19 protein-coding genes and 1 pseudogene are annotated in these 25844 nt (G+C 73.2%); 11 read left to right on the top strand and 9 right to left on the bottom strand.

The window, feature by feature from the left end; genetic code table 11:
* Positions 1 to 4 precede the first annotated feature (4 nt).
* The 9 genes and pseudogenes from D9V36_RS42825 to D9V36_RS06365 form a co-directional block, all read left to right on the top strand.
* A pseudogene (locus D9V36_RS42825) lies at positions 5 to 712 on the top strand (polyketide synthase dehydratase domain-containing protein); the annotation flags it as partial.
* 24 nt (positions 713 to 736) lie between these two features.
* Positions 737 to 1513 carry a 4'-phosphopantetheinyl transferase family protein gene (locus D9V36_RS42820; RefSeq protein ID WP_347239873.1) on the top strand — a complete coding sequence of 259 codons (777 nt, stop codon included), beginning with the start codon at positions 737 to 739 and terminating at the stop codon, positions 1511 to 1513.
* A complete protein-coding gene (locus D9V36_RS06395; protein WP_129292910.1) occupies positions 1503 to 1820 on the top strand; it encodes a phosphopantetheine-binding protein in 318 nt (105 codons plus the stop codon). The genes D9V36_RS42820 and D9V36_RS06395 overlap by 11 nt, the downstream gene beginning before the upstream one ends.
* A gap of 8 nt (positions 1821 to 1828) precedes the next feature.
* Entirely contained in the window at positions 1829 to 2620 is a 792-nt protein-coding gene (locus D9V36_RS06390) for an alpha/beta fold hydrolase (RefSeq protein ID WP_129292909.1), read from the top strand.
* Between the two features lie 2 nt (positions 2621 to 2622).
* Entirely contained in the window at positions 2623 to 3999 is a 1377-nt protein-coding gene (locus D9V36_RS06385) for a nucleotide disphospho-sugar-binding domain-containing protein (RefSeq protein ID WP_129298227.1), read from the top strand.
* Positions 4000 to 4004: 5 nt separating this feature from the next.
* A complete protein-coding gene (locus tag D9V36_RS06380; RefSeq protein WP_241721271.1) occupies positions 4005 to 5885 on the top strand; it encodes a class I SAM-dependent methyltransferase in 1881 nt (626 codons plus the stop codon).
* Positions 5882 to 6946, top strand: coding sequence for a galactokinase (locus D9V36_RS06375; protein ID WP_129292908.1), 1065 nt, complete (start codon positions 5882 to 5884; stop codon positions 6944 to 6946). Before D9V36_RS06380 ends, D9V36_RS06375 begins: the two co-directional genes overlap by 4 nt.
* Before the next feature lie 84 nt (positions 6947 to 7030).
* Complete coding sequence (locus D9V36_RS06370; protein ID WP_129292907.1) at positions 7031 to 8221, top strand: alkaline phosphatase family protein; 1191 nt, start codon at positions 7031 to 7033, stop codon at positions 8219 to 8221.
* Positions 8222 to 8473: 252 nt separating this feature from the next.
* Entirely contained in the window at positions 8474 to 10102 is a 1629-nt protein-coding gene (locus tag D9V36_RS06365) for a phospholipase D-like domain-containing protein (protein ID WP_241720731.1), read from the top strand.
* 161 nt (positions 10103 to 10263) lie between these two features.
* Here D9V36_RS06365 and lysX read toward each other — a convergent pair whose 3' ends face one another.
* The gene (gene lysX / locus D9V36_RS06360) at positions 10264 to 13581 is read right to left on the bottom strand and encodes a bifunctional lysylphosphatidylglycerol synthetase/lysine--tRNA ligase LysX (RefSeq protein WP_129292906.1); all 3318 of its coding nucleotides are present in this window, start codon (positions 13579 to 13581) and stop codon (positions 10264 to 10266) included.
* A 62-nt stretch (positions 13582 to 13643) separates the two neighbouring features.
* Positions 13644 to 14501, bottom strand: a complete 858-nt coding sequence (locus D9V36_RS06355; protein ID WP_129292905.1) for an Ig-like domain-containing protein — start codon at positions 14499 to 14501, stop codon at positions 13644 to 13646.
* A gap of 416 nt (positions 14502 to 14917) precedes the next feature.
* On the opposite strand from D9V36_RS06355, the gene D9V36_RS06350 reads away from it, so the two are divergent.
* On the top strand, positions 14918 to 15112 hold the full coding sequence (locus D9V36_RS06350; protein ID WP_086718035.1) for a hypothetical protein: 195 nt from the start codon (positions 14918 to 14920) through the stop codon (positions 15110 to 15112).
* A gap of 137 nt (positions 15113 to 15249) precedes the next feature.
* On the opposite strand, the gene D9V36_RS06345 is transcribed toward D9V36_RS06350, so the two are convergent.
* The 6 genes from D9V36_RS06345 to xylB form a co-directional block, all read right to left on the bottom strand.
* Positions 15250 to 16464, bottom strand: coding sequence for a phosphodiester glycosidase family protein (locus D9V36_RS06345; RefSeq protein WP_129298224.1), 1215 nt, complete (start codon positions 16462 to 16464; stop codon positions 15250 to 15252).
* Between the two features lie 198 nt (positions 16465 to 16662).
* Complete coding sequence (locus D9V36_RS06340) at positions 16663 to 17301, bottom strand: N-acetylmuramoyl-L-alanine amidase (RefSeq protein WP_129292904.1); 639 nt, start codon at positions 17299 to 17301, stop codon at positions 16663 to 16665.
* 243 nt (positions 17302 to 17544) lie between these two features.
* Positions 17545 to 18960, bottom strand: a complete 1416-nt coding sequence (locus D9V36_RS06335; protein ID WP_129292903.1) for a family 2B encapsulin nanocompartment shell protein — start codon at positions 18958 to 18960, stop codon at positions 17545 to 17547.
* 137 nt (positions 18961 to 19097) lie between these two features.
* The gene (locus tag D9V36_RS06330; RefSeq protein ID WP_129292902.1) at positions 19098 to 20510 is read right to left on the bottom strand and encodes a family 2B encapsulin nanocompartment shell protein; all 1413 of its coding nucleotides are present in this window, start codon (positions 20508 to 20510) and stop codon (positions 19098 to 19100) included.
* 156 nt (positions 20511 to 20666) lie between these two features.
* Positions 20667 to 21953: an ROK family protein gene (locus D9V36_RS06325; RefSeq protein ID WP_129292901.1), complete on the bottom strand. Its 1287-nt coding sequence runs from the start codon at positions 21951 to 21953 to the stop codon at positions 20667 to 20669.
* 57 nt (positions 21954 to 22010) lie between these two features.
* Positions 22011 to 23441, bottom strand: a complete 1431-nt coding sequence (xylB, locus tag D9V36_RS06320; protein WP_129292900.1) for a xylulokinase — start codon at positions 23439 to 23441, stop codon at positions 22011 to 22013.
* Positions 23442 to 23567: 126 nt separating this feature from the next.
* Between xylB and xylA the strand changes: the two genes are divergently transcribed.
* A complete protein-coding gene (gene xylA / locus D9V36_RS06315; RefSeq protein ID WP_129292899.1) occupies positions 23568 to 24731 on the top strand; it encodes a xylose isomerase in 1164 nt (387 codons plus the stop codon).
* Between the two features lie 109 nt (positions 24732 to 24840).
* Here xylA and D9V36_RS06310 read toward each other — a convergent pair whose 3' ends face one another.
* Positions 24841 to 25809: an acetylxylan esterase gene (locus tag D9V36_RS06310; protein ID WP_129292898.1), complete on the bottom strand. Its 969-nt coding sequence runs from the start codon at positions 25807 to 25809 to the stop codon at positions 24841 to 24843.
* Between the last annotated feature and the right edge of the window lie 35 nt (positions 25810 to 25844).

Here is a 25844-nt window from a genome sequence, read left to right as displayed (position 1 = left end):
CCACTGCGTCTACCTCCAGCCCGACGACTGGCCGGAGCCCGCCGACCGCTTCCCCGTCGTGCCCATGACCACGCTGCTGGAACTGGCCGCCGAGGCGGCCCACGAGGTGTGCCCCGGGCTCACCGTCACCGGCTACTCCGACGTCCGGGCCCTGCGCTGGCTGCCCGTCGCCCCGCCCGTCGACCTCACCGTCACCGCGACCCCGGCCGACGGCGGCCGGGTACGGGTGAGCCTCGGCGGCCACGCCACCGTCACCGTCCATCTCGCGGCACACCACCCGCCTCCGCCGCCCCCCGGCCCCACGGCCCTGACCTCCTGCGGGCCGGCGCCCGTCAGCGCCGCCGCCCTCTACCGGGACCGGTGGATGTTCCACGGACCGGCCTTCGCCGGGGTCCACGAGGTGAGCACGCTCGCCGCCGACGGCATCCGCGGCACCCTGCGCGCCCTGCCGGCCCCCGGCGCTCTCCTGGACGCCGCGGGCCAGCTCCTCGGCCACTGGATGCAGCTGAAACTCACCGGTGACCGGCTGGTCTTCCCCGCGACCCTGGACCGGGTACGGCTCTACGGTCCCCCGCCCCCCGAGGGCGCGCTGCTGGCGGCCACCGCCCGGATCCGTGAGGTGGGGCCCGCCTCGGTGCGCGGCGATGTGGAACTGCGCGGCCCCGACGGCGGCGTATGGGCGCGGCTGGAGGGCTGGACGTACCGGCGCTTCGGTGCCGACGAACGGGTGTGGCCGATGAAGTTCACCCCGGAGGTGTGCGGCATCGGCGAACCCCGCCCCGGCGGCTGGTGCCTGGCCCGGCGCCGCTGGACGGACCCGGCCTCGCAGGAGCTGGTGATGCGCCGCTATCTGGGCGCCGCCGAACGCGCACACTACGAACGCTGCGCGCCACGCGCCCGCACGGGCTGGCTGCTGGGCCGGATCGCCGCCAAGGACGCGGTCCGAGAACTGCTGTGGGAGTCGGGGGCAGGCCCCGTCTTCCCCGCCGAGGTCTCGGTGGGCACCGACCCGCACGGCCGCACCAGGCCCGAGGGCCCGCTCGCCGCCGGCCTCCACCTCTCCCTCGCCCACAAGGATCACGTCGCCGTGGCCCTCGCCCACCGGGCGGGCCCCGTCGGCATCGGCATCGAGCCGGTCACCGACGATCCGCGCGCCCTCGAACAGATCGCCCTGACCCCGGCCGAATGCCGCCTGGCGGACGGCCTCCAGGCCCGCGAAGCGACCGGAGGAACGGGCCGCGCCTACTGGCTCACCGCCCTGTGGTGCGCCAAGGAGGCCGCGGCGAAGGCGGCGGGCAGCGGCCTCGGCGGCCGGCCGCTGGACTGGGCCGTGACGTCCGCACCGGGCGGCACGCTGCGGGTGGAGTCCCCGGACGGCCGGCACCACCTCGTTCACCTCGACTCCGTCCACGACCTTTCCGCGCACCACGTCGTCGCCTGGACCGGGCCGCCGCCCGTGCCCCGTACGGACACCGACACCCCCACTTCCACGGAGGCCACCCATGGCAGCTGACCCGCTCCCCGAGCGCACCGGGACGATCCTGGCCGAGATCACCGACATGCTGGTGAGCGTCGTCGGCGACGAACTGCTCGTCGTGGGCGAGGTCACCCCCGCGACCACCTTCAACGACGATCTGGCGCTGGAGAGTATCGAGTTCGTCGCCCTCGCCGAGCTGCTGCAACAGCGTTACGGCAGCGCGGTGGACCTCCTCGGTCTCCTCGCGGAGAAGGACATCGACCAGATCCTGGCCATGACGGTCGGCGAACTCGCCGTCCATATCGACACGGTCACCGCCGCCGACCAGGCCTGCGCGGGCTGAGCGCAGCCATGTCCCTGACCCCCGCGGGCGGGCTGCGCCTGCACACCCAGCTGCTGCCGGGCCGCGGTGACGGCCCCACGGTCGTCTTCCTCCACGGCCTGGTGATGGACAACCTGTCGAGCTTCTACTGCACCCTCGCGGGGCCCGTATCCCGCGCCGGTCACCCGGTGCTCCTCTACGACCAGCGCGGACACGGCCGCAGCGACCGCCCGCCCGGCGGCTACGACCGGGACACCGCGGCCGCCGACCTCGCCGCCCTGCTCGGCTCCCTCGGCCTCGACCGCCGCCCGGTCCATCTGGTCGGCAACAGCTACGGCGGAGTGCTCGCCCTGCACACCGCCCTCGTCCGGCCCGAACTGGTCGCCTCCCTGCTGCTGATCGACGCCCAGCTGACCGGCGACTGGGTGGCGGACATGACCGACACCCTCTCCGTCGCGGCCCTCGGCCTCGAACACCGCCGGCTGCCGGAGCAGCTTGCCGCGCTCGGGAGGCGCAAGGAGGCCCGGCTGACCGCCGGTGCCGACGCCCTGCTCAACCGCACCACCCTGATCGAAGACATCGCTGCGGGCCCCGCCTTCACCGCCCGTGATTTCGCCCGGCTGCGGTGCCCGGTCCTCGCCGTCTACGGAGAACACTCCGAACTCCTCCCCGGAGCCCGGGAGCTCGCGGCCGGCGCACCGGACTGCGAACTGTGTGTGCTCCCGGGCGTGGGACACACCGTGCTCAACGAAGCCACCGAAGGGCTCTGTGCCGCCGTACTGGAACGACTGGGCGACCGGGCCGGGGCGGTGGCCCGATGAGAGTGCTGTTCGCCGTCCCGCCGCTCGCCGGACATGTCAACCCCACGATCGCGGTCGCCGCCGAACTCACCGCGCGCGGCCACCGGGTCGCCTGGACCGGCCCCGCCACGGCCCTCGCGACCCTGCTTCCCGCGGGCTCCCTCCTGTACCCGGCGGGTGACCGGAGCGGGGGCGACGGCATCGACGTCCTGCACGGGCGGTGGCGCGATCTGCGGGGCATCGCGGCCCTGCGCTTCCTGTGGGCGGACGTCCTGCTGCCCCTCGCCCGCGCCATGCTGCCCGGGGTGCACGCCGCCGTCGAAGACTTTGCCCCCGATGTGCTGGTGGCCGACCAACAGGCCCTGGCCGGGCCGCTGGTGGCGCGGCGCCACGGTCTGCCCTGGGCGACCTCGGCAACCACCACGGCCGAGTTCACCCGGCCCTTCGACGGGGTCCCCAAGGTGGGGGAGTGGGTGGCACAGCGCATCGCCGCCCTGCTCGCCGAGTGCGGCGCGCCCAGCGGCTGGGACCCCCGCTTCTCCCCGCACCTCGTCCTGGTCTTCTCCACCCCCGCGCTCCTCGGGGACGGCGGGCCGTCCGGTGCCGAGACCGGCGGGCCGTCCGGTGCCGAGGCCCGTCCGTACGCACCGGCCGCCGGACGGGCGGACGCGGCGTCCGGTCCCGCAGGACGGCGGTATCCGCCCCACTACGCCTTCGTCGGACCCGCCTTCGGCTCCCGCCCGTCCCCCGGAGACTTCCCGTGGCACCGTCTCGACCCCGGACGCGCGCGGGTGCTCGTCTCCCTCGGCACCCTCAACCGCGAGGCGGGCGCCCGCTTCTACCCCGCGGTCCTGCACGCCGCGGACGCCCTCGCGGACCGGGCGCAGCTGATCCTGGCGGCCCCCGCGGACCTCGCGGGGAGCATCCCGCACCATGTGATCCACCAGGAGTACGTCCCCCAGCTCGCCCTGCTGCCGCACCTCGACGCGGTGCTGTGCCACGGCGGCCACAACACCGTCTGCGAGGCGCTTGCGTACGGGCTGCCGCTGGTGGTGGCGCCGGTCCGCGACGATCAGCCGATCGTCGCCGGTCAGGTGACCGGGGCCGGGGCGGGGGTGCGGGTGCGGTTCGGCCGGGCCCGCGCGGACGAGCTGCACCAGGCGCTGGCCGCCGTCCTGGACGACCCGGCCCACCGCCGTGCGGCCCGCCGCATCCAGGCGTCCTTCGCCGCGGCGGGCGGCGCCCGCACCGCGGCCGACCGTCTGGAGAAGCTGCAGGGCGGCGCCGTGGCCGGATCTGGCACTGCCCCCACCAGGACCGAGGTCGAGACCGAGTCCAAGGCCTGGAGTGAGCCCCAGCCCGAGCCCCAGACCAAGACCGCGAACCAGGAGGGACCGTGAGCCCGATGACGCGAGTGCACCGTTCGGGACCCCGCACGCGATGGGTGGCGGCCGCCGCCGTGACGGCTCTGGGGGCGGGCACCGTGCGCGCCCGCCGCAGGCTCGCCGCGCTGCCCGTGCTCGAACCCGCCTCCGCCCAGGAGGCCCCGCAGCCGCCGCTGCCCGGCTGGCACCTGATCACCGCGCCCGGGGTCACGGCCGACGCGGCGACCCTGCGCGCCGCGGCGGACCACGCCGTACGCGAAGGTCTGCGCGTCGTGGACCTGATTCCGGCACGCCTGGAGGCCGAGAGCGTCCTCGGTCTGCTGCGGCTGCTCGACCCCACGGCCCACCGCACCGACCGGTGCGCCCCGGGGCACGGCGCGGGCCATGCCCTGCTGGTGGCCGACGACGTCCACCGGCGGGCCGGACTCGACGCCGCGACCCCGCCGCGTTCGGTGGCCGATCTGCTCCGCCTCGTCCGCACCCTCAAGGAGTACGCTCCCGACGCCACCGGCTGGGCCCTCGCCCCCGGACTGACCGGCCCGCCCCCCGACCCCGCGCGGCACGCCGAGGAACTGCGCGCCCGTGGTCTGCCGCCCGCCCTGCTGTCCACGGCCCAGCTCGCCGGTCTCGCCCTGCTGGTGAAGTGCCTGGTTTCCACACCGCGTTGGGGCATTGCGGCGACCGCCCTCTACTGGCTGCAGCCCGCCGCCGTCCTGGGCCCGGCCCGGGGACCGCGCCCCGCGGGCCTCGCCCGCGCCACCGCCCTGCGTCCGCTGTGCGCCCTGTCGACCGCACTGCGGACCCTCGCCACCCCGGCCGCCGAGACGCCCGACGCCGTCGGCGCGCCCGGCACCGCAGGTGAGGCAGCACGCCGCGCCGCGTACAGCACCGCACTCGCCGGCGGCACGGACCGGTTCTTCGAGCCGCGCCGCACGGACTGCCCCTGGTGCTCGGCACCCGGCCCCGAGGTGCGGCTGCGCACGCCCGACCTCCTCCAGGGCAAGCCCGGCCGGTTCACCCTGGAGGAGTGCCGCCAGTGCGGTCACATCTTCCAGAATCCCCGGCTCACCCCGGACGGACTCGACTTCTACTACCGCGACTTCTACGAAGGGCTCGGCGGTGACGGCACCGCCCTGGTGCTGGGCCGGATGAGCGGCACCTACCGCGCCCGTGCCGAACTGCTCCGGCCCTTCACCACCCCCCGGGCCTGGCTCGATGTCGGAACCGCCGCCGCACACTTCTGCAACGCCGCCCGCTCCGTATGGCCCGACACCCGCTTCGACGGGCTGGACATGGGCGACGGGGTCCACGAGGCCGCACGCCGGGGCTGGATCGACACCGCCTACCAGGGCCAGTTCCCGGACCTCGCCGACCGGCTCGCCGGCCGCTACGACACCGTGAGCATGCACCACTACCTCGAACACACCCGGGACCCGTTCACCGAACTCGACGCCGCCGTCAAGGTCCTGGCGCCCGGCGGCCATCTGCTGATCGAACTCCCCGATCCCCGGTCCCGGGCCGGCCGGCTGCTCGGCCGCTACTGGCTGCCCTGGTTCCAGCCCCAGCACCAGCACCTCATGCCCGTCGGAAATCTCAAACAGGCCCTGGCCGCACGGGGGTTCACCGTGCTCGTCGAGCAGCACGGCGCGGCTCACCAGCCCAACGGCGACTTCCTCGCCGCCACCGCCCTCGCCGCGAACCGGCTCGTCCCCGACCCGGACGCTCCCTGGTCCACCGTGCCCGCGACCCCGGCCCGCCGTGCCGCCCGAAGTGCCGTACAGGCCATGGCGGTGCCCTGCTACGCCGCCGCGCTCGCCCTCGACGGCCTGCGCACGGTGGTGGCCCGGGCCACCGACGGCGGCAACGCCTACCGGCTGCTCGCCCGCAAGGGGCTCGGATGAGCGCGGCGGACCTGGCCCGCCGCCCCACGGCGGACCCGCTGCTGCGCCTGCTCTCCCATGGCTTCTCGATGGGCTGTCACCGTCCGCCCGACGCGGTGTGGCGGGCCCCGTACGCCTTCCGGCTCTCCGCGTCCGCCCTACGGGGCCCAGCGGCCGCCTTGCGAGTCCCCGCGTCCGCCCAACGGGTCGCCGCGGCCGCCTTCCAGCTCTCCGCGCGCGCCGTTCCGCCCGGCCCGTCGGGTACTGGCCCGTCGGGTACCGGGCCGTCGGGTACCGGTTCGGCACCGGGAACCGATTGGTTCGGAGCGGCCGGCCACTACGTCGATGTGGCCGTCGCCCCGCGCGCCGACGGGATGCTGCGCTGCGCCTCGCTCAACCACCCCGCCGAGACCGCCGAACTCCCCCTCACCGGACCGGCCGCCCGCGCCCCCGCCTGGGCCGCCCGCCCGTACGCCGTGCTGCGCAGCCTCGCCGCCGCCGGTTGCGGGCAGGGCGGCGCCGACCTGCAGCTGAACGCACCCTTGCCCGAGGCCGTGGGGCTGCCGGTCGCCGAACCGCTGGAGTGCGCGGTCGCACTGGCCGTCTCGGATGTGCACGCCGGCCGGGGCGGGAGACCGCCGACCCGCCCGCAACTGGCGCGCCTCCTTGGCTCCGCCCTGCCCGGCGACGACGGGCTGCGCCGGGCCGTGCTCTTCGGCCGGGCCGGCCACCTCCTCGCGGCCGACGGCCACACCCATCTGCCGCTGCGCGCCCCTGACGGCGCCACGGATGCCTGCCTGCTCCTCCTGACGGCCCGTCCCACCGCGGCCCGCGACGCGGATACGGGTGACGCGACCTCGGCCACCGGACTCGCCACCGCGGTACGCGAGGCCCTGCGCGCCGGCGCCTGGTCCGCCTGGTGGCCCGGCACCCGCCCGGGGCGCAGTGTGCTGCTGCTGGTGTCCCCGGACCGGCGTGCGGCGGTCCGGACCGTCACCGCGGAGGCCTTCCGCCGCTGTGACCTGCCCGTACCCCGCCTCCTGCGGATCAACGTCGTGGACGCGGCCCGCCGCGAGGCCTGACGACCACGACCAGGACCAGGATCACGCCTGCCCCCGACCCCGCCCCCGACCCTGTCCCCGACCCTGCCCCCGAAGGGAGACCCGATGAAGCGACCAGCCGCCCACCTGCGCAGGGCGCTCGTGGCGCTGCTCGGCGCGCTCGGCCTGATGTGTGCCGCCACCACCGCCGACGCCCGCACCACCACGGAAGGCGCGGCGGCCCACGTGAGCGGCACCGGCATCCGGGCCGCCCTGCCGTCCTACGACCATGTCGTGATCGTCGTCTTCGAGAACAAGCAGTACGGCGAGATCATCGGTAACTCCGCCGCGCCCTACCTCAACCAACTCGCCGGGGAAGGCGCTGACCTGACGGGCATGCAGGCACTGACCCACCCCAGCCAGCCGAACTACTTCAACCTCTTCTCCGGCGCCACCCAGGGGATCACCGGCGACGGCTGCTACACCGCGCAGTCGATGACCGCGCCCAACCTCGGCCAGGAACTGCTCGCGGCCGGCAAGACCTTCGCGAGCTACAACGAGGGCCTGCCGAACGAGGGCTCCACCACCTGCTCCGACGGCCGCTACGCCCAGAAGCACAACCCCTGGTTCGCCTTCAAGAACGTGCCCGTGAGCACCGGAAAGACCTTCGACCAGTTCCCCCGGGACGACTTCACCCGGCTGCCGACCGTCTCCTTCGTCGTCCCGGACATGTGCAACGACATGCACGACTGCGGCGTCGGCACGGGCGACACCTGGCTCAAGGACAACCTCGCCTCCTATGCCCGGTGGGCCAAGGAGCACAACAGCCTGCTGATGGTGACCTGGGACGAGGACAACTACCTCGGCTCCAACCGGATCGCGACCGTCTTCCACGGAGCCCATGTCGCACCGGGCAGCGTCAGCGGCGCCTACAACCACTACAGCCTGCTGCGGACGGTCGAGGACCTGTACGGCACCGGGCACGCGGGCAACGCCGCCACCGCCGCTCCCGTCACCGGCGTGTTCGACACCGGCGGCACCGAGCCGCCCGGCGGTGACCTGAAGCTCACCGCGCCCGGCCCGCAGACCTGCCGCTTCCTCCAGGACTGCACCGTCCAGCTGACCGCCACCGGCGGCACACCCCCGTTCACCTACCGCGCCACCGGCCTGCCGCTGGGCCTGGGCGCCGACGCCCCCGGCGGCCGGATCGGCGGCAGACCCTGGCAGACCGGTACGTTCCAGATCACCGCCACCGTCACCGACTCCCGCGGCGCCACGGCCACCGCCACCTTCCCGCTCACCGTCAACTGGTTCTGACACCTGTTTCCGACACCCGCTTCTGGCACCTCGTTCTGACAACTGGTGCTGAACAGCCGCATCTTCGTGGCATGCGTGCACAGGAAAGCCACAAACGCCGCGACGGCAGTCGCAGTTGTAGCGGAGATCGTCTCCCGCACCGAACGAACGGGAAGGGGCCCGATACCTTCTGAGGGCAATGGGAGCCGGGCGGGCGATCAGCGGCATGTGATCAGCGCCCGGCTCGCCTCGTCACCGTAAGAAGGCAAGTTCTTGGCTCCTCACAGACTCCACCGACTCCACCGGCTGATACCGGCGTCCGTCGCCCTGACCACCGTGTGTGCGGCGTTCCCGGCCCCGGCGGCATACGCCGCGGACACCCCGCCCACCCCCCATCTGGACTCCATCGAGCGGTCGCTCCGCGAAACCTCCCCCGGCCTCGAAGGCTCGGTGTGGGAGCGCACCAACGGCAACCGCCTGGACGCCCCGGCGGACAACCCCTCCGGCTGGCTCCTGCAGACCCCCGGCTGCTGGGGTGACGACGGCTGCAAGGACCGCGTGGGCACCCGGCGGCTGCTCGACAAGATGACCCGCAACATCGCCGATGCCCGGCACACCGTGGACATCTCCTCGCTGGCGCCCTTCCCCAACGGCGGGTTCGAGGACGCCGTCGTTGCCGGTCTCAAGGCGTCCGTCAAGGCGGGACACTCCCCGCGGGTGCGCATCCTGGTCGGCGCCGCGCCCATCTACCACCTCAATGTGGTGCCGTCCCGCTACCGGGACGACCTGATCGACAAGCTCGGCGCGGCGGCCGGGAAGGTCACGCTGAACGTCGCCTCGATGACCACCTCGAAGACGTCGCTCTCCTGGAATCACTCCAAGCTCCTCGTGGTCGACGGGAAGACGGCCATCACGGGCGGGATCAACGGCTGGAAGGACGACTACCTCGACACCACCCACCCGGTGTCGGACGTGGACATGGCGCTCAGCGGGCCGGCCGCCCGCTCGGCGGGGAAGTACCTCGACACCCTCTGGGACTGGACCTGCCGCAACGTGTCCGACCCGGCGAAGGTGTGGCTCGCCACGTCGAACGGCTCCTCCTGCATGCCGGCGATGGAGAAGGAGGAGGCGGGCTCCGCCCCCGCCGAGCCCGCCGGTGACGTCCCGGTCATCGCGGTCGGCGGCCTCGGCGTGGGCATCAAGGAATCCGACCCCTCCTCGGGGTACCACCCCGACCTGCCCACGGCCCCGGACACCAAGTGCACCGTGGGGCTGCACGACCACACCAACGGCGACCGCGACTACGACACGGTCAACCCCGAGGAGAACGCGCTGCGTTCGCTCATCGCGAGCGCGCGCAACCACGTCGAGATCTCCCAGCAGGACCTCAACGGCACCTGCCCGCCGCTGCCGCGCTACGACATCCGGACCTACGACACCCTCGCGGGCAAGCTGGCCGCCGGGGTGAAGGTCCGCATCGTCGTCAGCGATCCCGCCAACCGCGGCGCCGTCGGCAGCGGGGGCTACTCCCAGATCAAGTCCCTGGACGAGATCAGCGACACCCTCCGCAAGCGTCTCGTGGCCCTCACCGGTGACAACGAGAAGGCGTCGCGGGCGCTGTGCGGCAACCTGCAGCTCGCCTCGTTCCGCAGCTCCGACGCCGCGAAGTGGGCCGACGGCAAGCCGTACGCGCTGCACCACAAGCTGGTGTCGGTGGACGACTCGGCGTTCTACATCGGTTCCAAGAACCTCTACCCGGCCTGGCTGCAGGACTTCGGCTACATCGTCGAGAGCCCGGCCGCGGCGAAGCAGCTCAAGACCGAGCTGCTGGACCCGGAGTGGAAGTACTCCCAGCAGGCGGCGTCGACCCCGGCCGGGTGCCCGGCCCACGCGGCGGGCTGACCGCGCTCGACAGGCTGACCCCGCGGGCGGGCAAGCCCTCCCGGCCCGCCGGAAACCGGCACCGACCGCGGCAGGCACCCGCCAACGGCGAGGGCCGCCCCCACCACACGGTGGGGGCGGCCCTCGCCGTCCGGCCCGCGGCGAGCGGGCCCGCGCTGCTGTCAGCGGCGCCGCACCAGCGGGAACGGCAGTGTCTCGCGGATCGACAGCCCCGTGAGGAACATGACCAGCCGGTCCACGCCGATGCCCAGACCACCGGTCGGCGGCATCGCGTACTCCAGGGCCTGCAGGAAGTCCTCGTCCAGCTCCATCGCCTCCACATCACCGCCGGCCGCCAGCAGCGACTGCGCGGTGAGCCGCCGCCGCTGCTCCACGGGGTCGGTCAGCTCCGAGTAGGCGGTGCCCAGTTCGGTGCCGAACGCGACCAGGTCCCAGCGCTCGGCGAGCCGCGGGTCCCGGCGGTGCTGACGGGTCAGCGGCGAGACATCGGTGGGGAAGTCCTTGTAGAACGTCGGGAGCTCGGTCCGCTCCTCCACCAGCCGCTCGTACATCTCCAGCACGATGTCGCCCCGGCCCATCTCCGGCTTCACCGGCACCGACGAGGCAGCGCACAGCCGGCGCAGCGCCTCGGGGCCGGTGTCCGCGTCGACCTCCTCGCCGAGCGCCTCGGAGATCGCGCCGTAGACGGTCTTCACCGGCCAGGCCCCCGAGATGTCGTGCTCGACCAGCCGGCCCTTCTCGTCCGCCTTGCGGGCGGTGGCGCTGCCGAACGCGGCGACCGCCGCGCCCTGGATCAGCTCCCGGGTCAGGTCGAGCATCACGTCGTAGTCGGCGAATGCCTGGTACGCCTCCAGCATCGTGAACTCGGGGTTGTGCTTGTAGGAGATGCCCTCGTTGCGGAAGGTCCGCCCCATCTCGAAGACCTTCTCCATACCGCCCACGCACAGCCGCTTGAGATACAGCTCCGGCGCGATCCGCAGATACAGATCGAGGTCGTAGGCGTTGATATGGGTCTGGAAGGGGCGGGCGTTGGCGCCGCCGTGGATCTGCTGCAGCATCGGCGTCTCGACCTCGAGGTAGCCGCGCTCGATCAGACCCTGGCGCAGTGCCTGTACGGCCGTGCTGCGCGCCCGTACGTTGTCCCGCGAATCCGGCGAGACGACCAGGTCCACATACCGCTGGCGGACCTTGGCCTCCGGGTCGGTCAGCCCGCGCCGCTTGTCCGGCAGCGGCCGCAGGCACTTGGCCGTCAGCCGCCACCCGGTGACGAACACCGTCAGCTCACCGCGGTCGCTGGTGCCGACCTCGCCCTCGGCCTCGACATGGTCACCGAGGTCGATGTCCGTACCGAAGCGCTCCAGCAGCTCCTTGCCGCTGCCCTCCCGCGTCAGCGCGATCTGCAGATCGCCCGACCAGTCGCGCAGCACCGCGAAGAGCACACCACCGTGGTCGCGGGTGAGCAGCACCCGCCCGGCGACGCTGACGGTCTTGCCGGTCCGCGCGCCGGGCGTCAGGTCCGGGTACTCCTCGCGGACCTCGCCCAGGGTGTGGGTACGCTCCACGCCCACCGGGTACGGGTCGATGCCGGCCTCCCGCAGCCGCTCCAGCTTCCGGTGGCGCACCCGCACCTGTTCGGGCAGCGCGGCCAGTTCCCGCTCGTGCAGCTCCTCCTCGGTGGCCGGTCCGGTCTGCACCAGGCCGAGCTCGTCCAGCGACGGCAGGCCCGCGGTGCTCGCCGGGGCCAGCAGCCGCTTCTTGTGACCCTTGCCCCACAGCTTGCCCAGGCTCGGCACGGCCACGAAGCCCTCGGCGATACCGGAGGCCAGACCGATCCGGGCCAGCGCACCGGCGTCCGCGTAGCACAGGAACCGCGGGTACCACTCCGGGTTGTACTTGGCGTTGGAGCGGTAGAGGGCTTCCAGCTGCCACCACTTGGAGAAGAACAGCAGCAGCCGGCGCCAGAACTTCAGCACCGGCCCGGCACCGATCCGGCCGCCCTCCTCGAAGGCGGACCGGAACACCGCGAAGTTCAGCGAGATCCGGCGCACGCCCATGGCGCCGGCCTGGGCGCACAGCCGGGCCACCATGAACTCCATGACGCCGTTGGGCGCGGTGCGGTCCCGGCGCATGACGTCCAGCGAGATGCCGTCCCTGCCCCAGGGCACGAAGGACAGCAGCGCGATCATGTTGCCGTCGCCGTCGAACGCCTCGGCCAGCAGGCAGTCCCCGTCCTCCGGGTCGCCCAGCCGGTCCAGCGCCATCGAGAAGCCGCGTTCGGTCTCGGTGTCCCGCCAGGCGTCCGCCCGGTGGATGACCTCCTGCATCTCCTCGTCGGTCAGCGCGGAGTGGCGCCGTACGCGGAAGGTCGCGCCGGTGCGCTCGACGCGGTTGACGGCCTGGCGGGTCACCCGCATCTCCCGGCCGTCGAGGTCGAAGTCCTTCACGTGCAGGATCGCCTCGTCGCCGAGCTGCAGCGCCCCGAGGCCGCAGCGGGCGAACGCCTTGGCGCCGCTCTCGCTGGCCCCCATGACGGCGGGCTGCCAGCCGTAGCGTCCGGCGACCTCCAGCCAGGCCTCGATGGCCTGCGTCCACGCCTCCCGGTCACCGACCGGGTCACCGCTGGCCAGACAGACACCGGCCTCGACGCGGTAGGTGACGGCGGCCTTGCCGCTGCGGGAGAAGACCACGGCCTTGTCGCGGCGGGAGGCGAAGTAGCCGAGCGAGTCCTGGCTGCCGTAGCGGTCCAGCAGCGCCCGGATGCGGGCCTCCTCGTCGCCGTGCAGCGCGGCTTCCATGCGCTGCGAACGGAACAGGGTGGCCGCGGCGTTCAGCAGCGCCAGCGCCCCGAGCAGGCCGAGGACGGCGCTGGTCCAGTGCGGCGGATGGCCCTCGATCAGCCGGCCTCCGACGAGTCCGCCGCAGACGCGGTTGGCGGCCCACAGCAGCCGGTTCGCGGCGCCGGGCTCCAGGGTGCCGGGGGCCAGCGAGACCAGCCCCCAGCCGATCAGCACCGCCCCGGCGAGCCCGCCGATCAGCACCAGGATCGCGCGCAGGAACGCACCGCGCCGGGTGATCGCATAGAACTCGCGGTGCGAGACGAGCAGGAGCACCAGCGCACCGGCGCACAGCACCAGGGAGAAGGTGTACTCCCAGTACCTCTCGACCAGGAACAGCGCGTCCGCGAGGGTGACCAGCACCATGTAGGTCACCACGAACCACAGTGCGACCTGTTTGCGGGCGGTCATCGCCGCGGCCAGAAGGAAGAGGAACACCGCGTAGGCGAAGTTCGGCACCACCGGGATGGTGAGCGTGTCCAGCCAGTAGATCACCGGGTGGAATCCGCGCCGGAGGGGCCCGATCAGCGCCATCAGGGCACAGAAGAGCCCCAACACGCTGAAGATGATGGCGAAGCCATTGGGGACGCGGCGCCGGAAGCGCTGCCACCCCGTGAGTTGATCCTGGTCCTGCACGGTGCTCATTCCATTAGGCGTGGAAAGGGTTCAGCTGTGCGCCGCGCGGCGCTGGTTCTCTGCCACGGGGATCAGCCGTCATTCCAGTCTCCGATCCCGATGGCCCTGTTGTCTCCCCCTCGTACGGAGGGTGCGGTGACCTCTATGGGGTCACTCCTGTGGACCTTGCCACAAACCGGCTCCATGTCCGAGTCGGTGCAACTCCGGCCGATGGTGAACTTCAGGTCATAGTCGTGGACGAAGTAGCGGCCGCCGCCGGAGTCCACACCGTCGAGAGCCGCCCGCAGCGTGACCTCGGTGCCCGGCTTCCAGGGCCGCGCGGGCCGCCAGTCCACCCGGTCGCCGCCGTCGCGATCCGGTTCCCAGGCCCACGACCCGGTCATCCGGCTGTCGGTGGTGACGCTGAGCCGCCGCTCGACCGCGGCCCGGTCGGCCACCGGGAAGTTGAAGAGGATCGTCAGGGGCCGGTCGGCGCCGGCCGCCGCCTCCGGTGAGCGGGGATCGAGCATCAGCGTGTTGAGCCTGGCCGCGGTCGCGGTGGTCAGCGACTCCTTGGCCGCGCCGACACCGCCCTGGGCGTTCCTGGTCCGGGCGACGACGGAGTACTTGGTGCTCGGCGCGGCCTTCGCCGTGGACGTCCAGCTGGTCCCGCCGCGGCCGAGCCCGCCGGGCAGCTGCCGTCCGCCGGGGTCGGTGACGGACACCTCGGTCAGGACGCCGCCCTGAGCCGTCACCTGGAGCCGGTCGCCGGCCTGCACGGTCCTGGCCCCGCCCGCCGCGCCCAGCGCCACCTGCACCCCGTCGCCCTGCAGGGCCGCCTCTCCGCCGGCCTCGCACCCGGTGAGCGTGCCCATAGCGATCGCCGGGACCAGCGCGAGTGCGGCACGCCGCGCCCGGGAGGGCCGGCGTCGGCAGGGGGGCTGGCTCATGTCGGGGGCTTCCGTCTGCGGTGCGGGGAGGGGCGGTGGTGCGAGGAGGGCAGGGGTGTGGGCGAGGGCGGCGCTGTCGGCCGCTAAGACGAGGGATCGCCATCCTTCGTTGCGGGGAGTGATGTGATCCACGGCACAGTGGTGGGAGGGGAGTGGGGTCGTGGGGGTGGCGGCCCGAAGTCGGGAGCTTGCGGTGATATGGGTGATTAGTCGTGTGTGTGCGGGTTGTCGCTGACCCCGCCTCGCGTCTGTCGCCTACCCGCCGCGCCCCGTACGCACCTGCCCGGCGCCCCCGCGGTGACCCGCAGTGATCACCTGATCGGAGCACCCGGAGGAGAACCTGACATACCCCGAAATACGCCAAACTGGCCACCCCTTGCTGCCCGTTCGGGCGGCGGTTGAGGAGGTGTGCGTCCATGGCCATTTCCATCTCGGTCGTACTGCTGCTGGTCGTCCTGACCGTGATCTTCCTGCGCAGCGGCAAGCTCAAGATCTCGCACGCTCTGGTGTGCGCGCTGCTCGGCTTCTACCTGGCGAACAGCAGCCTCGCGCCGGACATCCACCAGGGGCTCTCCGGTGCCGCGGATGTGGTGAGCAGCGTGCGCCCGTGACGCTGGCGGCCCCGTGACTGTGACGGTGGCGGCCCCGCGCCCGTGACGGTGGCGGCCCCGCGCCCGTGACGGTGGCGGTCCTGCGGCCGTGGCCGTGGCGGTCCTGCGGTCGGCTCGTCGGGCGGCCGCCCGGCCCCTCATCCGGCGGAGAACACCCCGATCGCGTTGGGTACCGGCCGCTCCGCCCCGCCCGACGGATGGTTGCGGACCGTGGCCCCGTACCTGTCGCCGGTGACCAGCGTCGACGATCCGCCCCCGTCCAGGTCCATCGCGTCCCGCGCACCCAACTCCACCATCAGGACCGCCAGTTCGCGCACCGTCAGACCGGTCTGGCCGGGGGCCCCGTCCAGTGCCATGAGATACAGCAGCCGCCCGCCGTCCCCGGTCCCCGCGGAGGTGCGCACCGCCACCGCGACGCCGTCCAGACCGGCCACCGGCGCCTCGTCCCGCACGATCGGGAAGCCGCCCACCGCGAACCGCAGGGGGGCCGGCCCCCGGCCGACGAGGCGGGAGACGAGATGCACCGGCTCGCCGACCTCCAGCGCGCGCAGCCGCCGCGCCCCTTCCTCCCGGCCCACCAGCACCACACTGCCCCCGGGCACCCCGCCGCTGCCCGGGACGTCCTCCACCGCCGTCACCCGGCCGTGCCGGACGGTCACCTCCGTGGTCTCCCTGCTGCACGGCGCCGCCCGGTCGGTGTCCGTGCCGCAGGTGGCGCGCATCCGGGACACCGTGCCCCACTGCGGGGTGTAGGCGCCGATGCCGCCGACGGGGAGCGCGTACTGGTTCAGGCCGCGCAGCGGCAGTGTCCCCCCGGCGGTCAGCACCGCGCCCCGCAGGGTGAGCCGGTCCAGCCGGGCCCGGTGGTCATAGCCGACGCCGATGACGTCCTCGGTGGTCGCGCCCGGCGGCATGGCCGGCCCGAACCGCTGGCCGTCGGGCACCGCGCCCTTCAGCTGCCGCCCTGAGGTCACCGCCGGGCCGACCGAGGCGCCGGTCGCCTGCACGCCCGGGTGCTGGGTTTCGGTGATGTTGAAGAAGTCGCCGTTGACGGCCCCCACCGCGCCGCGCTCGGCCGCCAGCAGGGACACCGGCGCCCGCGCGCCGACCGCCCCCGGGTACAGCAGATCGACCGACACCCGCGGATCGGCCAGATCGACCGTCAGCAGATGCCCGTGCACGATGCCGCGCGGCACTGTCATCCGGAATTCGCCGTAGGCCACACCGGGCGCCACCAGCCGGGCGGAAGAGCGGTGCAGCGCGCTGTCCGCCGCGGTGGCCCGTGCCCCGCCCGCCATCCCTCCGCCGGCCAGCACCCCCCACGCCACCAGCACCGTCAGCACCGCGTGCACTCGACCGAATCGCCGCTTCACGATCCCCCCTGACGTCGTGCCAACTGTCCCAGGTGCCGGAGACGTTCACTATGACCCGGAGATGTCATCAATGCGTAGACCCGCAGCACGGCCGTCGTGTCGCCGGTGCCGTCGCCGACGGGGGCCGCACCGCGCCGGCCCGGACACCCCCGAGCGGCGTGCCACGGCGTGCCCGCGTCATCCGATGCCCCGCCAGGAGACCTCGTTCACCAGCATCAGATAGCGCGCCCAGTCCCAGAACTCGCCCGGGTCGGTGTGGTCGGTGCCCGGCACCTCGACATGACCGATGATGTGCTCACGGTCCTTGGGGATCCGGTAGCGGTCACAGACGGCGGCGGTGAGCCGGGCCGACTGCTCGTAGAGCGGGTCGGTGAACCACGTCGGGTCGTCGATCCAGCCCTCGTGCTCGATACCGATGCTGCGGGTGTTGTAGTCCCAGTTCCCGGCGTGCCAGGCGACGTCCCGCTCCCTGACGCACTGAGCGATCTTGCCGTCGGCGGACCGTACGAGATAGTGCGCGGCCGCCTTGTGCCGGGGGTCCTTGAACAGCTTGAGGGTGTTCTTGTAGGTCTCCTGGGTCACATGCACCACGACCATCTCGACCGGGTACTTCGTCGGGCGTTTGGCCGCGGTGAAGTTGGACGGGCTGGCCGGAACCCACTGGTGCGGGGGGTAGACGCCGCCGCCCGGAGCCGGCCGGTGCGCGGCGGCCCCGGCCCCGGCCGCGGTGAAGGGAACGAGTGCGGCGGATGCGGCGAGCGCGGCCGCACCGGTGAGCAGGCGACGGCGGTCCGGGCAGCGGTGGTCGGGCTCCATGTGAACTCCTGACGGGGACCGTGGGGGCATGGTCGCGTACATGTCACACACCTGCGGTGCGTTCATGATGCGCAACAGGGCACGCCCTGCCAAGGGAATGGCCGCTTTGCCAATGGCTCGACCAAAGGCAGGAACGGCGCAGGTCAGGAGAGCGGAGATACCTGATCGGGCGTCACCCGGGTGCCGCGCCCCCGACCCTGACGGCCGAAGGCGGGTGTGGCACCCGGAGCGAGGCCCCGCCGGTCAGTGACCGATCTCTACGTCCTCCAGGATGCCCAGTGCGTCCGGCACCAGCACCGCCGCCGAGTAGTAGGCGCTGACCAGGTAATTGATGACGGCCTGGTCATTGATCCCCATGAAGCGCACCGACAGGCCGGGCCGGTACTCGTCCGGGATGCCGGTCTGGTGCAGTCCCACCACGCCCTGGTTCTCCTCGCCGACCCGCAGCGCCAGAATCGAGCTGGTCTGGTCCGGGGTGATGGGGATCTTGTTGCAGGGCAGCAGCGGGATGCCCCGCCAGGCCCGGACCGCCGTGCCCTCGTACTCCGCGGTGGTGGGGTAGATCCCCCGGGCGTTCCACTCCCGGCCGATCGCCGCGATGGTGCGCGGATGCGCCAGCAGGAACTGCGTCTTACGGCGCCGGGAGATCAGCTCGTCCAGGTCGTCGGGGGCCGGCGGTCCGCTGCGGGTGTGGAGGCGCTGCTTGAGGTCGGCGTTGTGCAGCAGCCCGAACCCGGGATTGTTGATCATCTCGTGTTCCTGGCGCTCGCGCAGCGCCTCCACGGTCAGCCGCAGCTGCTGGTCCAGCTGGTTCATCGGGTCGTTGTAGAGATCGGCCACCCGCGAGTGCACCTTCAGCACGGTCTGGGCCACGCTGAGTTCGTACTCCCGCGGCGCCAGGTCGTAGTCGACGAAGGTGCCCGGCAGGGCCGGCTCGCCGACATGGCCCGCGGTCAGCTCGATGGCCGCCTCGCCGTGCTTGTTCTGCGCGGGGACCAGCGCCTCGCGGAACTCGTCCAGGTGGCCGCGCAGCGACTCCGAACGGCCCAGCACCTCTTCGAGGTCGCTGCGGTAGAGGGTCAGCGCGGTCACCCGGGTCACCGCCCGCACGGAGTGCTCCCACTCCGCGTCCGGTGTCAGCAGCGCCGCGGCGCCGAGGGCATCACCGTCGGCCAGCACCCCCAGGACCGTCTCGTCGCCGTACTTGCCGGCGCCGATGCGGTCGAGCTTGCCGTGGGCGATCAGGATGACCCGGTCCGTGGGAGCGCCGCTCCGGGCCAGCACCTCGCCGGGGGCGAACTCCCGCTGGACGAAGCGGTCGGCCAGTGACTGAAGCGTCGCGGCGTCGGTGTACCCGCGCAGCGGCGCCAGCTCCCGCAACTCCGCTGGGATCACCCGGACTTCGGAGCCGGTCGAGGTGAACTCCACCCGGCCGTCGCCGAGGGTGTGGGTCAGGCGGCGGTTGACGCGGTAGGTACCGCCGGAGACCTGCGTCCAGGGCAGGATCCGCAGCAGCCAGCGGGAGGAGATCCCCTGCATCTGCGGCACGGTCTTGGTCGTGGTCGCCAGCTTGCGGGCGGCCGCGGTGTCCAGGCTGGACCGGCTCTGCTCGACCGGGGACTGCTGGGGGCCGGACGTCGGATCCACCGATGTGGTCATGGAGAAGGCTCACCTGTTCTTGTCGGTGCGTGCTGTGCTGTGCGTGCTGTGCGTGCGGGGCCTGCGGGTGCGTACGGCCGGTGCGCCGGGCGGGGACCGGGCCGCTCCCGGGCGCGCCGTGTCCTTGAGCGGGCCGGTCAGTGGCCGATCTGTACGTCGTCGAGAACGCCCAGCGCATCCGGCACGAGAATGGCCGCGGAATAGTAGGCGCTGACCAGATATTTGAGTACGGCCCGGTCGTCGAGGCCCATATAACGCACCGAAAGGCTCGGCTCGTATTCATCGGGAATTCCGGTCTGGTGCAGACCGACAACTCCCTGCTTTTCCTCGCCGGTGCGCAGCAGCAGAATCGAACTCGTCCGTTCCTTCGTCACCGGAATCTTGTTGCACGGGAAAATCGGCACCCCGCGCCAGGACGGCAGCGAATGCCCCATGACCTCGACCGCGGTCGGATACAGCCCGCGGGCACTGCACTCCCGGCCGATCGCCGCGATCGTGAGGGGGTGGGCGAGCAGGAAGCCCGGGTCCTTCCACACCGTCGCCAGCAGGTCGTCGAGGTCGTCGGGGGTGGGCGGGCCGGTGCGGGTGTGGATGCGCTGCTTGAGGTCGGCGTGGTGCAGCAGCCCGAAGCCGGGGTTGTTGATCATCTCGTGTTCCTGGCGCTCACGCAGCGCCTGGACGGTCAGCTTCAGTTGCTCCTCGACCTGGTTCATCGGGTCGCTGTAGAGGTCGCCGACCCGGCTGTGGGCGCGCAACACCGTCTGCGCGACGCTGAGTTCGTACTCCCGCGGCGTCAGGTCGTAGTCGACGAAGGTACCGGGGAGGGACGGCTCGCCGTGGTGCCCCGAGGTGATGGAGACCGCCGACTCCCCCGTGGCGTTCGTCGGCTGTGCGGTGTCCTGCCCGGCCTGGGCCAGATGCTCGCGCAGCCCGGGGGAGCGGTCCGCGATCTCCGTCACGGCCTGCCGGGGCAGCGCCATCACGGTCACCCGGGTCACCGCGCGATAGCTGAACTCCCAGGTCCCCTCGGGGTCGGTGAGCGGCGCGTCGCCGAGGTGATCGCCGCCGGCCAGTGCCTCCAGCACCGCCTCGTCGCCGTATTTGCCGGTGCCGATGCGGTCCACCCGGCCGTGGGCGATCAGCACCAGCCGGTCGCCCGGCGTGCCGGCCTCGGCGATCAGTTCACCGGGTGCGTAGTCCTGCTGGGTGAACCGCTCGCCGAGCGCGGCCAGTACCCCGGTATCGGTGAAATCCCGCAGCGCCGGCAGCTCGCGCAGCTCCTCGGGGATGATCGAAACGTCACTGCCGCTGATATCGAAATCGATGCGCCCGTCACCGAGGGTGTACGTCAGCCGGCGGTTCACCCGGTAGGTGCCGCCGGACACCTGCACCCAGGGCAGCAGCCGCAAAAGCCAGCGGGAAGTGACGCCCTGCATCTGCGGCGCGGTCTTGGTGGTGGTCGCCAAATTCCGCGCGGCGGCGGTGCTCAGACTGGAATTCTGGGCTTCTTCCGCACTGTCGGGCAGTGATGCGTCGGCAATCGTCACAATGCCACCTGTCTCTTCGGAGGGCGCGGTGCGGGCCGCCTCCGGAGCCCCCTTTCACGGGAGTTCCGCGGCAGCCCGCCGGACCGAAGATAGTGGTGCTGTTTTTATCGACACAATCGCTCGATGGGGTGGCATGGAATTCTCTTTCCATGGATAGGTTTAGCGGGTTCCAATCCGGGGAGGGTGTGCCGGGGCGCAGGAGTGGAGGGGATCGTCCAGCACGGTCTGCAGCGCCGCGTGCGCCGCCCCCAGCAGCGGTCCGTCCGCGCCCAGGCGGGACACCGTCACCAACGGCCCACCGGCCCGCCCGGGATCCGCCGCGACGGCCGTCCGCAGCGCCAACTCCCGCTCCAGGGACGGCAGGACCCACGGCGCCAGCCCGGCCAGCGCGCCGCCGAGGACCACCGCCCGGGGATCGAGCAGATTCACCGCCCCGGCGAGCGCGATACCGAGCGCCGCCCCCGCCGCGTGCAGCGCCCGCACGACCGCCGTGTCCCCGTCGGCGGCACGGCGCGCCAGCAGGCCGATACGGGCACCCGGTCCCGGATGAGCGGCCGCCGCCCGCCCGGGAACGAGCCCCACCGCGCGCAGCACGGCCTCCTCGCCGGCGTACTGCTCCAGGCAGCCCCGGCCGCCGCAGCCGCACGCCGGGCCGTCCGGATACACCGGCACATGCCCCAGCTCCCCCGCGAACCCCCGTGTCCCCCGCAGCAGTTGACCGTCCACGACGACCGCCGCGCCGATGCCGATCTCCGCCGACACATGCACGAAGTCCGGAGGCGGGCCCGGCCGTCCGTCGCCCCCGCCCAGCCGCAGTTCGGCCAGCGCACCGAGGTTGGCCTCGTTCTCGACGGTGAGCGGGAGGGCCGGGGAGCCGTCCCGCGGGGCCGTCGCCCCGGCGAGCCCCGGGGCGAGATCAGCGGCCCGCCAGCCGAGGTTGGGGGCGTGCACCACGGTCGTCGCACCGCGGGCCACCAGACCGGGTACGGCCACCGCCAGCCCGGCCGGCCGCAGCCCCTCGGCGGCGAGCGCGTCGGTCACCTCCCCGAGCAGCGCGGACAGCCGCCGCAGCACCGGCCCGGGAGCGCTGTGCCGGTTCGCCGCACCGGCCGCCACCCGGGCCCGGACCCGCCCGCGCAGATCGACCGCGCACACCGCCAGATGATCGACGCCTATCTCGGCGCCGAGCCCGGCCGGTCCGCGGTCGCTGACCGCCAGTTCGCCGCCGGGCCGGCCCCGGCCGCCGGTGGCCGCCCGCCCCGCCTCCACCAGCAGGCCCGCCCGCAGCAACTCGTCGACCAGGGGGGCCACTCCCGCCCGGGTCAGCCCGATCCGCGCCGCGACCGCCGGCCGGGAGAGCGGCCCCTGCGCGGCCACGGTCCGCAGCACCCGGGCCAGATTGCGCCGCCGGATGCCGTGCTGGGTGTCGCCGCCGGGCACGGTCACAGGGTCTCCTAGGGGATGGGAGGGGGGCCCTCCAGGGGTACGGCGGCGGGGCCGGGGTCACCGCCGCAGCAGTGCCCCGCCGTCGGCGAGCGTCGCCGCCAGCCGGTCCCGGGCGGCGTCGTCCCGCGGCTGCGCCTCGTACTCCGCGCCGCGCGCCGTCCCCCAACGACGGGCCACCGCCGCCGGGTCCTCCTCCAGCAGCAGCCCGGCCGCCTGCGCCGCCGCGCCGAGCGCCACCAGTTCCTGCGCCTTCGGCACCACCACCGGGCGGCCCGACATCCGGCGGACGGTCTCCCGCCAGGCCCCGCCCTTCGCCCCGCCGCCGATCAGCAGCAGCGGCGCATCGGGCGCGGCATCCGCGTCCAGCACCCGGTCCAGGGCCTGCAGCAGTGCGAACACCGCGCCGTCGTACGCCGCCTGGAGCAGCTGACCGGCCGTGGTGTCGTGCCGCAGCCCGTGGACCAGGCCCGAGGCACCCGGCAGGTTCGGGGTGCGTTCCCCGTCGAGGAACGGCAGCATCACCACCTCGCCGCCGCCTTCCACGGCCTCCCGGTCGCGGCCCAGCAGCGCCGCCACCCGGTCCACGGCGAGGGTGCAGTTCAGGGTGCAGGCGAGCGGCAGCCAGTCGCCGCGGGCATCGGCGAAGCCTGCGACGGTGCCGGTCGGGTCCGCGGGCCGGTGGGTGGAGACCGCATAGACCGTCCCCGAGGTGCCCAGGCTCAGCACCGGCTGCCCGGGACGCAGGCCCAGCCCGAGCGCGGCGGCCATGTTGTCGCCCGTGCCGGCGGCCACCAACGCGCCGTGGGGCAGCGGGAGATCATCGGCGTGCACGGTCCCGGCGGCCTCGCCCGGGAGCGCCACCCGCGGCAGCGCCTCGGGGGACAGCCCGACGTGCTCCAGGATCTCCGCGTCGTAGGCCCCGGTGGACGACGCCCACCAGCCCGTCCCGGACGCATCGCCGCGGTCGGTGACGGACTCGCCGGTCAGTCGCTGGGTGAGGTAGTCGTGCGGCAGCCGCACCGCTGCGGTGGCGGCCGCCGCGGCCGGCTCGTGCTCCCGCAGCCAGGCCCACTTGGCCACCGTGAACGCGGGCCCCGGCACGCTCCCCACCCGCTCGGCCCAGGCCCGCGCGCCGCCCAGCTCCGCGATCAGCCGCTCGCTCTGCGGCGCCGGCCGTACGTCGTTCCACAGCAGGGCGGGGCGTACCGGCTCACCGGCCGCGTCCAGGGTGACCAGCCCGTGCTGCTGTCCGCCGACGGAGACCGCCGAGGCCTGCCGCGCCGCGTCGCCGCACTGCGTCAGCGCCTCGCCCAGCGCCCGCCACCACTGTGCGGGGTCGCTCTCCTTGCCGTCGCCGCCGCCGACCGTGTGCGGCGCCTGCCCCCGGGCGACGACCGCGCCGGTCGCCGCGTCCACGACCAGCGCCTTGGTGGACTGCGTCGAGCTGTCCACCCCGACGACCAGCGGTCCCGCTGACTGTGCGCCCATCGTGCACTCTCCCTCGGCGGCCCTGATCCCTCGTCCGTTCCAGGGGGTTCCCCGGTGTGCTGCCGCATATTAGTTTGGCCGCGGCGTAATTTGTAAAGCGCGTTGACGAAATCACCGGGAGTCGCGATGAGCCACCAGCCCGTGCCCGAGGACAAGTTCAGCTTCGGCCTGTGGACCGTCGGCTGGCAGGGCCGTGACCCCTTCGGCGACGCCACCCGCCGCGCCCTGGACCCCGTCGAATCGGTCCACCGCCTGGCCGGCCTCGGCGCGTGGGGCGTCACCTTCCACGACGACGATCTGATCCCGCCCGGCGCCGGGGACACCGAGCGCGAGGCGGCCGTCACCCGCTTCCGGAAGGCGCTGGACGCCACCGGCCTGGTCGTGCCGATGGCCACCACCAACCTCTTCACCCACCCCGTCTTCAAGGACGGCGCCTTCACCGCCAACGACCGCGACGTCCGCCGCTACGCCCTGCGCAAGACGCTCCGCAATATCGACCTCGCCGCCGAGCTGGGCGCCCGCACCTATGTGGCCTGGGGCGGACGGGAGGGCGCGGAGTCCGGCGCGGCCAAGGACGTACGCGCCGCCCTGGACCGGATGAAGGAGGCGTTCGACCTCCTCGGCCAGTACGTCGTCGAGCAGGGCTACGACCTGCACTTCGCCATCGAGCCCAAGCCCAACGAGCCGCGTGGCGACATCCTGCTGCCGACCGTCGGCCATGCCCTCGCCTTCATCGAGCGGCTGGAGCGCCCGGAGCTCTACGGCGTCAACCCCGAGGTGGGGCACGAGCAGATGGCCGGGCTCAACTTCCCGCACGGCATCGCCCAGGCGCTCTGGGCGGGCAAGCTCTTCCACATCGACCTCAACGGCCAGAGCGGGATCAAGTACGACCAGGACCTGCGCTTCGGCGCGGGCGACCTGCGGTCCGCCTTCTGGCTGGTCGACCTGCTGGAGACGGCCGGATACGACGGACCGCGGCACTTCGACTTCAAGCCGCCGCGCACCGAGGACCTGGACGGTGTCTGGACCTCGGCGGCCGGCTGTATGCGCAACTATCTGATCCTCAGGGAGCGCGCCGCCGCCTTCCGGGCCGACCCGGCCGTCCAGGACGCACTGCACGCCGCGCGGCTGGACCAGCTGGACCGGCCCACCGCCGAGGACGGCCTGGCCGGGCTGCTCGCCGACCGCGCCGCCTACGAGTCCTTCGACGCCGGGGTGGCGGCCGCCCGCGGGATGGCCTTCGAGCATCTGGACCAGCTGGCGCTGGAGCATCTGCTGGGGACCGTCTGAGCGCCGTTGGCCGGCCCGGTGCGACCGGTCGGGCCGGTCCGGCCCGGGGCGGCCCGAACTGACCGACGTGGCCCGGCTCGCGGCGCTTCCCGGTCCGGCGCCGGGCCGCTCAGCCGCCGAACAGCGAGCGCACAAAGGCTATTTCGGCCGCTCGCTGCTCACCGCCGCCTCCCTCATGGGCATTGAACCGCCACACCTTCAGTTCCTTCTCGCCCGCGTAGTGGTGGTACGCGGCGAAGCCGGTGGACGGCGGCACCACGTCGTCCCGCAGTGCCGTGCCGAAGAGCGCCGGAGCGGTGGCGCGGGCCGCGAAGTTCAGGCCGTCGAAGTGGTCCAGGGTGTGCAGTGCGGTGTCGATCCGGCCGCGCTCACCCGCGAAGTAGCGGGTGAGCTCGCCGTACGGTCCGGAATCCGTGATCTCGACGGCGCGGCGGACATGGGTCAGGAACGGCACATCGATCAACGCGCCCGCCAGCCCGGGGACCAGCCCCGCCGTCGCCAGCGCGGCGGCACCGCCCTGGCTGCCGCCGGCGACCACGATCCGGCCGGCGTCCACCGCCTCGTGCCCCCGCGCCGCCTCCACGGCCCGTACCGCGTCGGTGAACAGCCGCCGGTAGTAGTAGTCCCCGGGGTCGAGCAGCCCCTGGGTCATCTTGCCGGGCACGCCCGGATTGCCGGAGCCGACCGGATCGGGGGTGTCACCGGGCCGGTTGGGGCCGCTCTGCCCACGGGTGTCCATGACGAGGGTGGCGTACCCCGCGGAAGGCCACAGCAGCCAGTCGTGCACCATCCCCCGGCCGCCGCCGTAACCGAGGTACTGCACGACGCACGGCAGCGGCCCCCCGGCCGCGTGCGGGACGAGGAACCAGCCGCGGATACGGTGCCCGCCGAAGCCGGAGAACGTCACATCATGGGTGCGCAGCAGTGCCAGCCCCGCATCGACCTCGGTGAAGCGGGCATCGAGGTCATGGGCACGGGCTTCGTCGAGAGTGCGCCGCCAGAACGCATCGAAGCCGGCCGGCTCGTGGCGCGGCGGGCGGTAGCCGTGCAACTCGTCCAGGGGCAGGTCGGTGAACACAGAAGACCTCCGAGCCGTAGGGTGGCTTGCTGCCT

This window comes from Streptomyces lydicus (assembly GCF_004125265.1).
Lineage (GTDB): Bacteria > Actinomycetota > Actinomycetes > Streptomycetales > Streptomycetaceae > Streptomyces > Streptomyces lydicus_C.
Note: the sequence above shows the minus strand (reverse complement) of the source record. Positions and strands in the feature narration are given on the sequence as shown.

What these genes read in the sequence shown, in the direction of transcription:
- D9V36_RS06390 (WP_129292909.1), top strand. Translation starts at nt 1,829, where the DNA reads ATGTCCCTGACCCCCGCGGGCGGGCTGCGCCTGCACACCCAGCTGCTG.
- D9V36_RS06380 (WP_241721271.1), top strand. Translation starts at nt 4,005, where the DNA reads ATGACGCGAGTGCACCGTTCGGGACCCCGCACGCGATGGGTGGCGGCC.
- D9V36_RS06355 (WP_129292905.1), bottom strand. Translation starts at nt 14,501, where the DNA reads ATGAGCCAGCCCCCCTGCCGACGCCGGCCCTCCCGGGCGCGGCGTGCC.
- D9V36_RS42820 (WP_347239873.1), top strand. Translation starts at nt 737, where the DNA reads ATGAAGTTCACCCCGGAGGTGTGCGGCATCGGCGAACCCCGCCCCGGC.
- D9V36_RS06375 (WP_129292908.1), top strand. Translation starts at nt 5,882, where the DNA reads ATGAGCGCGGCGGACCTGGCCCGCCGCCCCACGGCGGACCCGCTGCTG.
- xylA (WP_129292899.1), top strand. Translation starts at nt 23,568, where the DNA reads ATGAGCCACCAGCCCGTGCCCGAGGACAAGTTCAGCTTCGGCCTGTGG.
- D9V36_RS06340 (WP_129292904.1), bottom strand. Translation starts at nt 17,301, where the DNA reads ATGGAGCCCGACCACCGCTGCCCGGACCGCCGTCGCCTGCTCACCGGT.
- lysX (WP_129292906.1), bottom strand. Translation starts at nt 13,581, where the DNA reads ATGAGCACCGTGCAGGACCAGGATCAACTCACGGGGTGGCAGCGCTTC.
- D9V36_RS06395 (WP_129292910.1), top strand. Translation starts at nt 1,503, where the DNA reads ATGGCAGCTGACCCGCTCCCCGAGCGCACCGGGACGATCCTGGCCGAG.
- D9V36_RS06350 (WP_086718035.1), top strand. Translation starts at nt 14,918, where the DNA reads ATGGCCATTTCCATCTCGGTCGTACTGCTGCTGGTCGTCCTGACCGTG.
- D9V36_RS06335 (WP_129292903.1), bottom strand. Translation starts at nt 18,960, where the DNA reads ATGACCACATCGGTGGATCCGACGTCCGGCCCCCAGCAGTCCCCGGTC.
- xylB (WP_129292900.1), bottom strand. Translation starts at nt 23,441, where the DNA reads ATGGGCGCACAGTCAGCGGGACCGCTGGTCGTCGGGGTGGACAGCTCG.
- D9V36_RS06370 (WP_129292907.1), top strand. Translation starts at nt 7,031, where the DNA reads ATGAAGCGACCAGCCGCCCACCTGCGCAGGGCGCTCGTGGCGCTGCTC.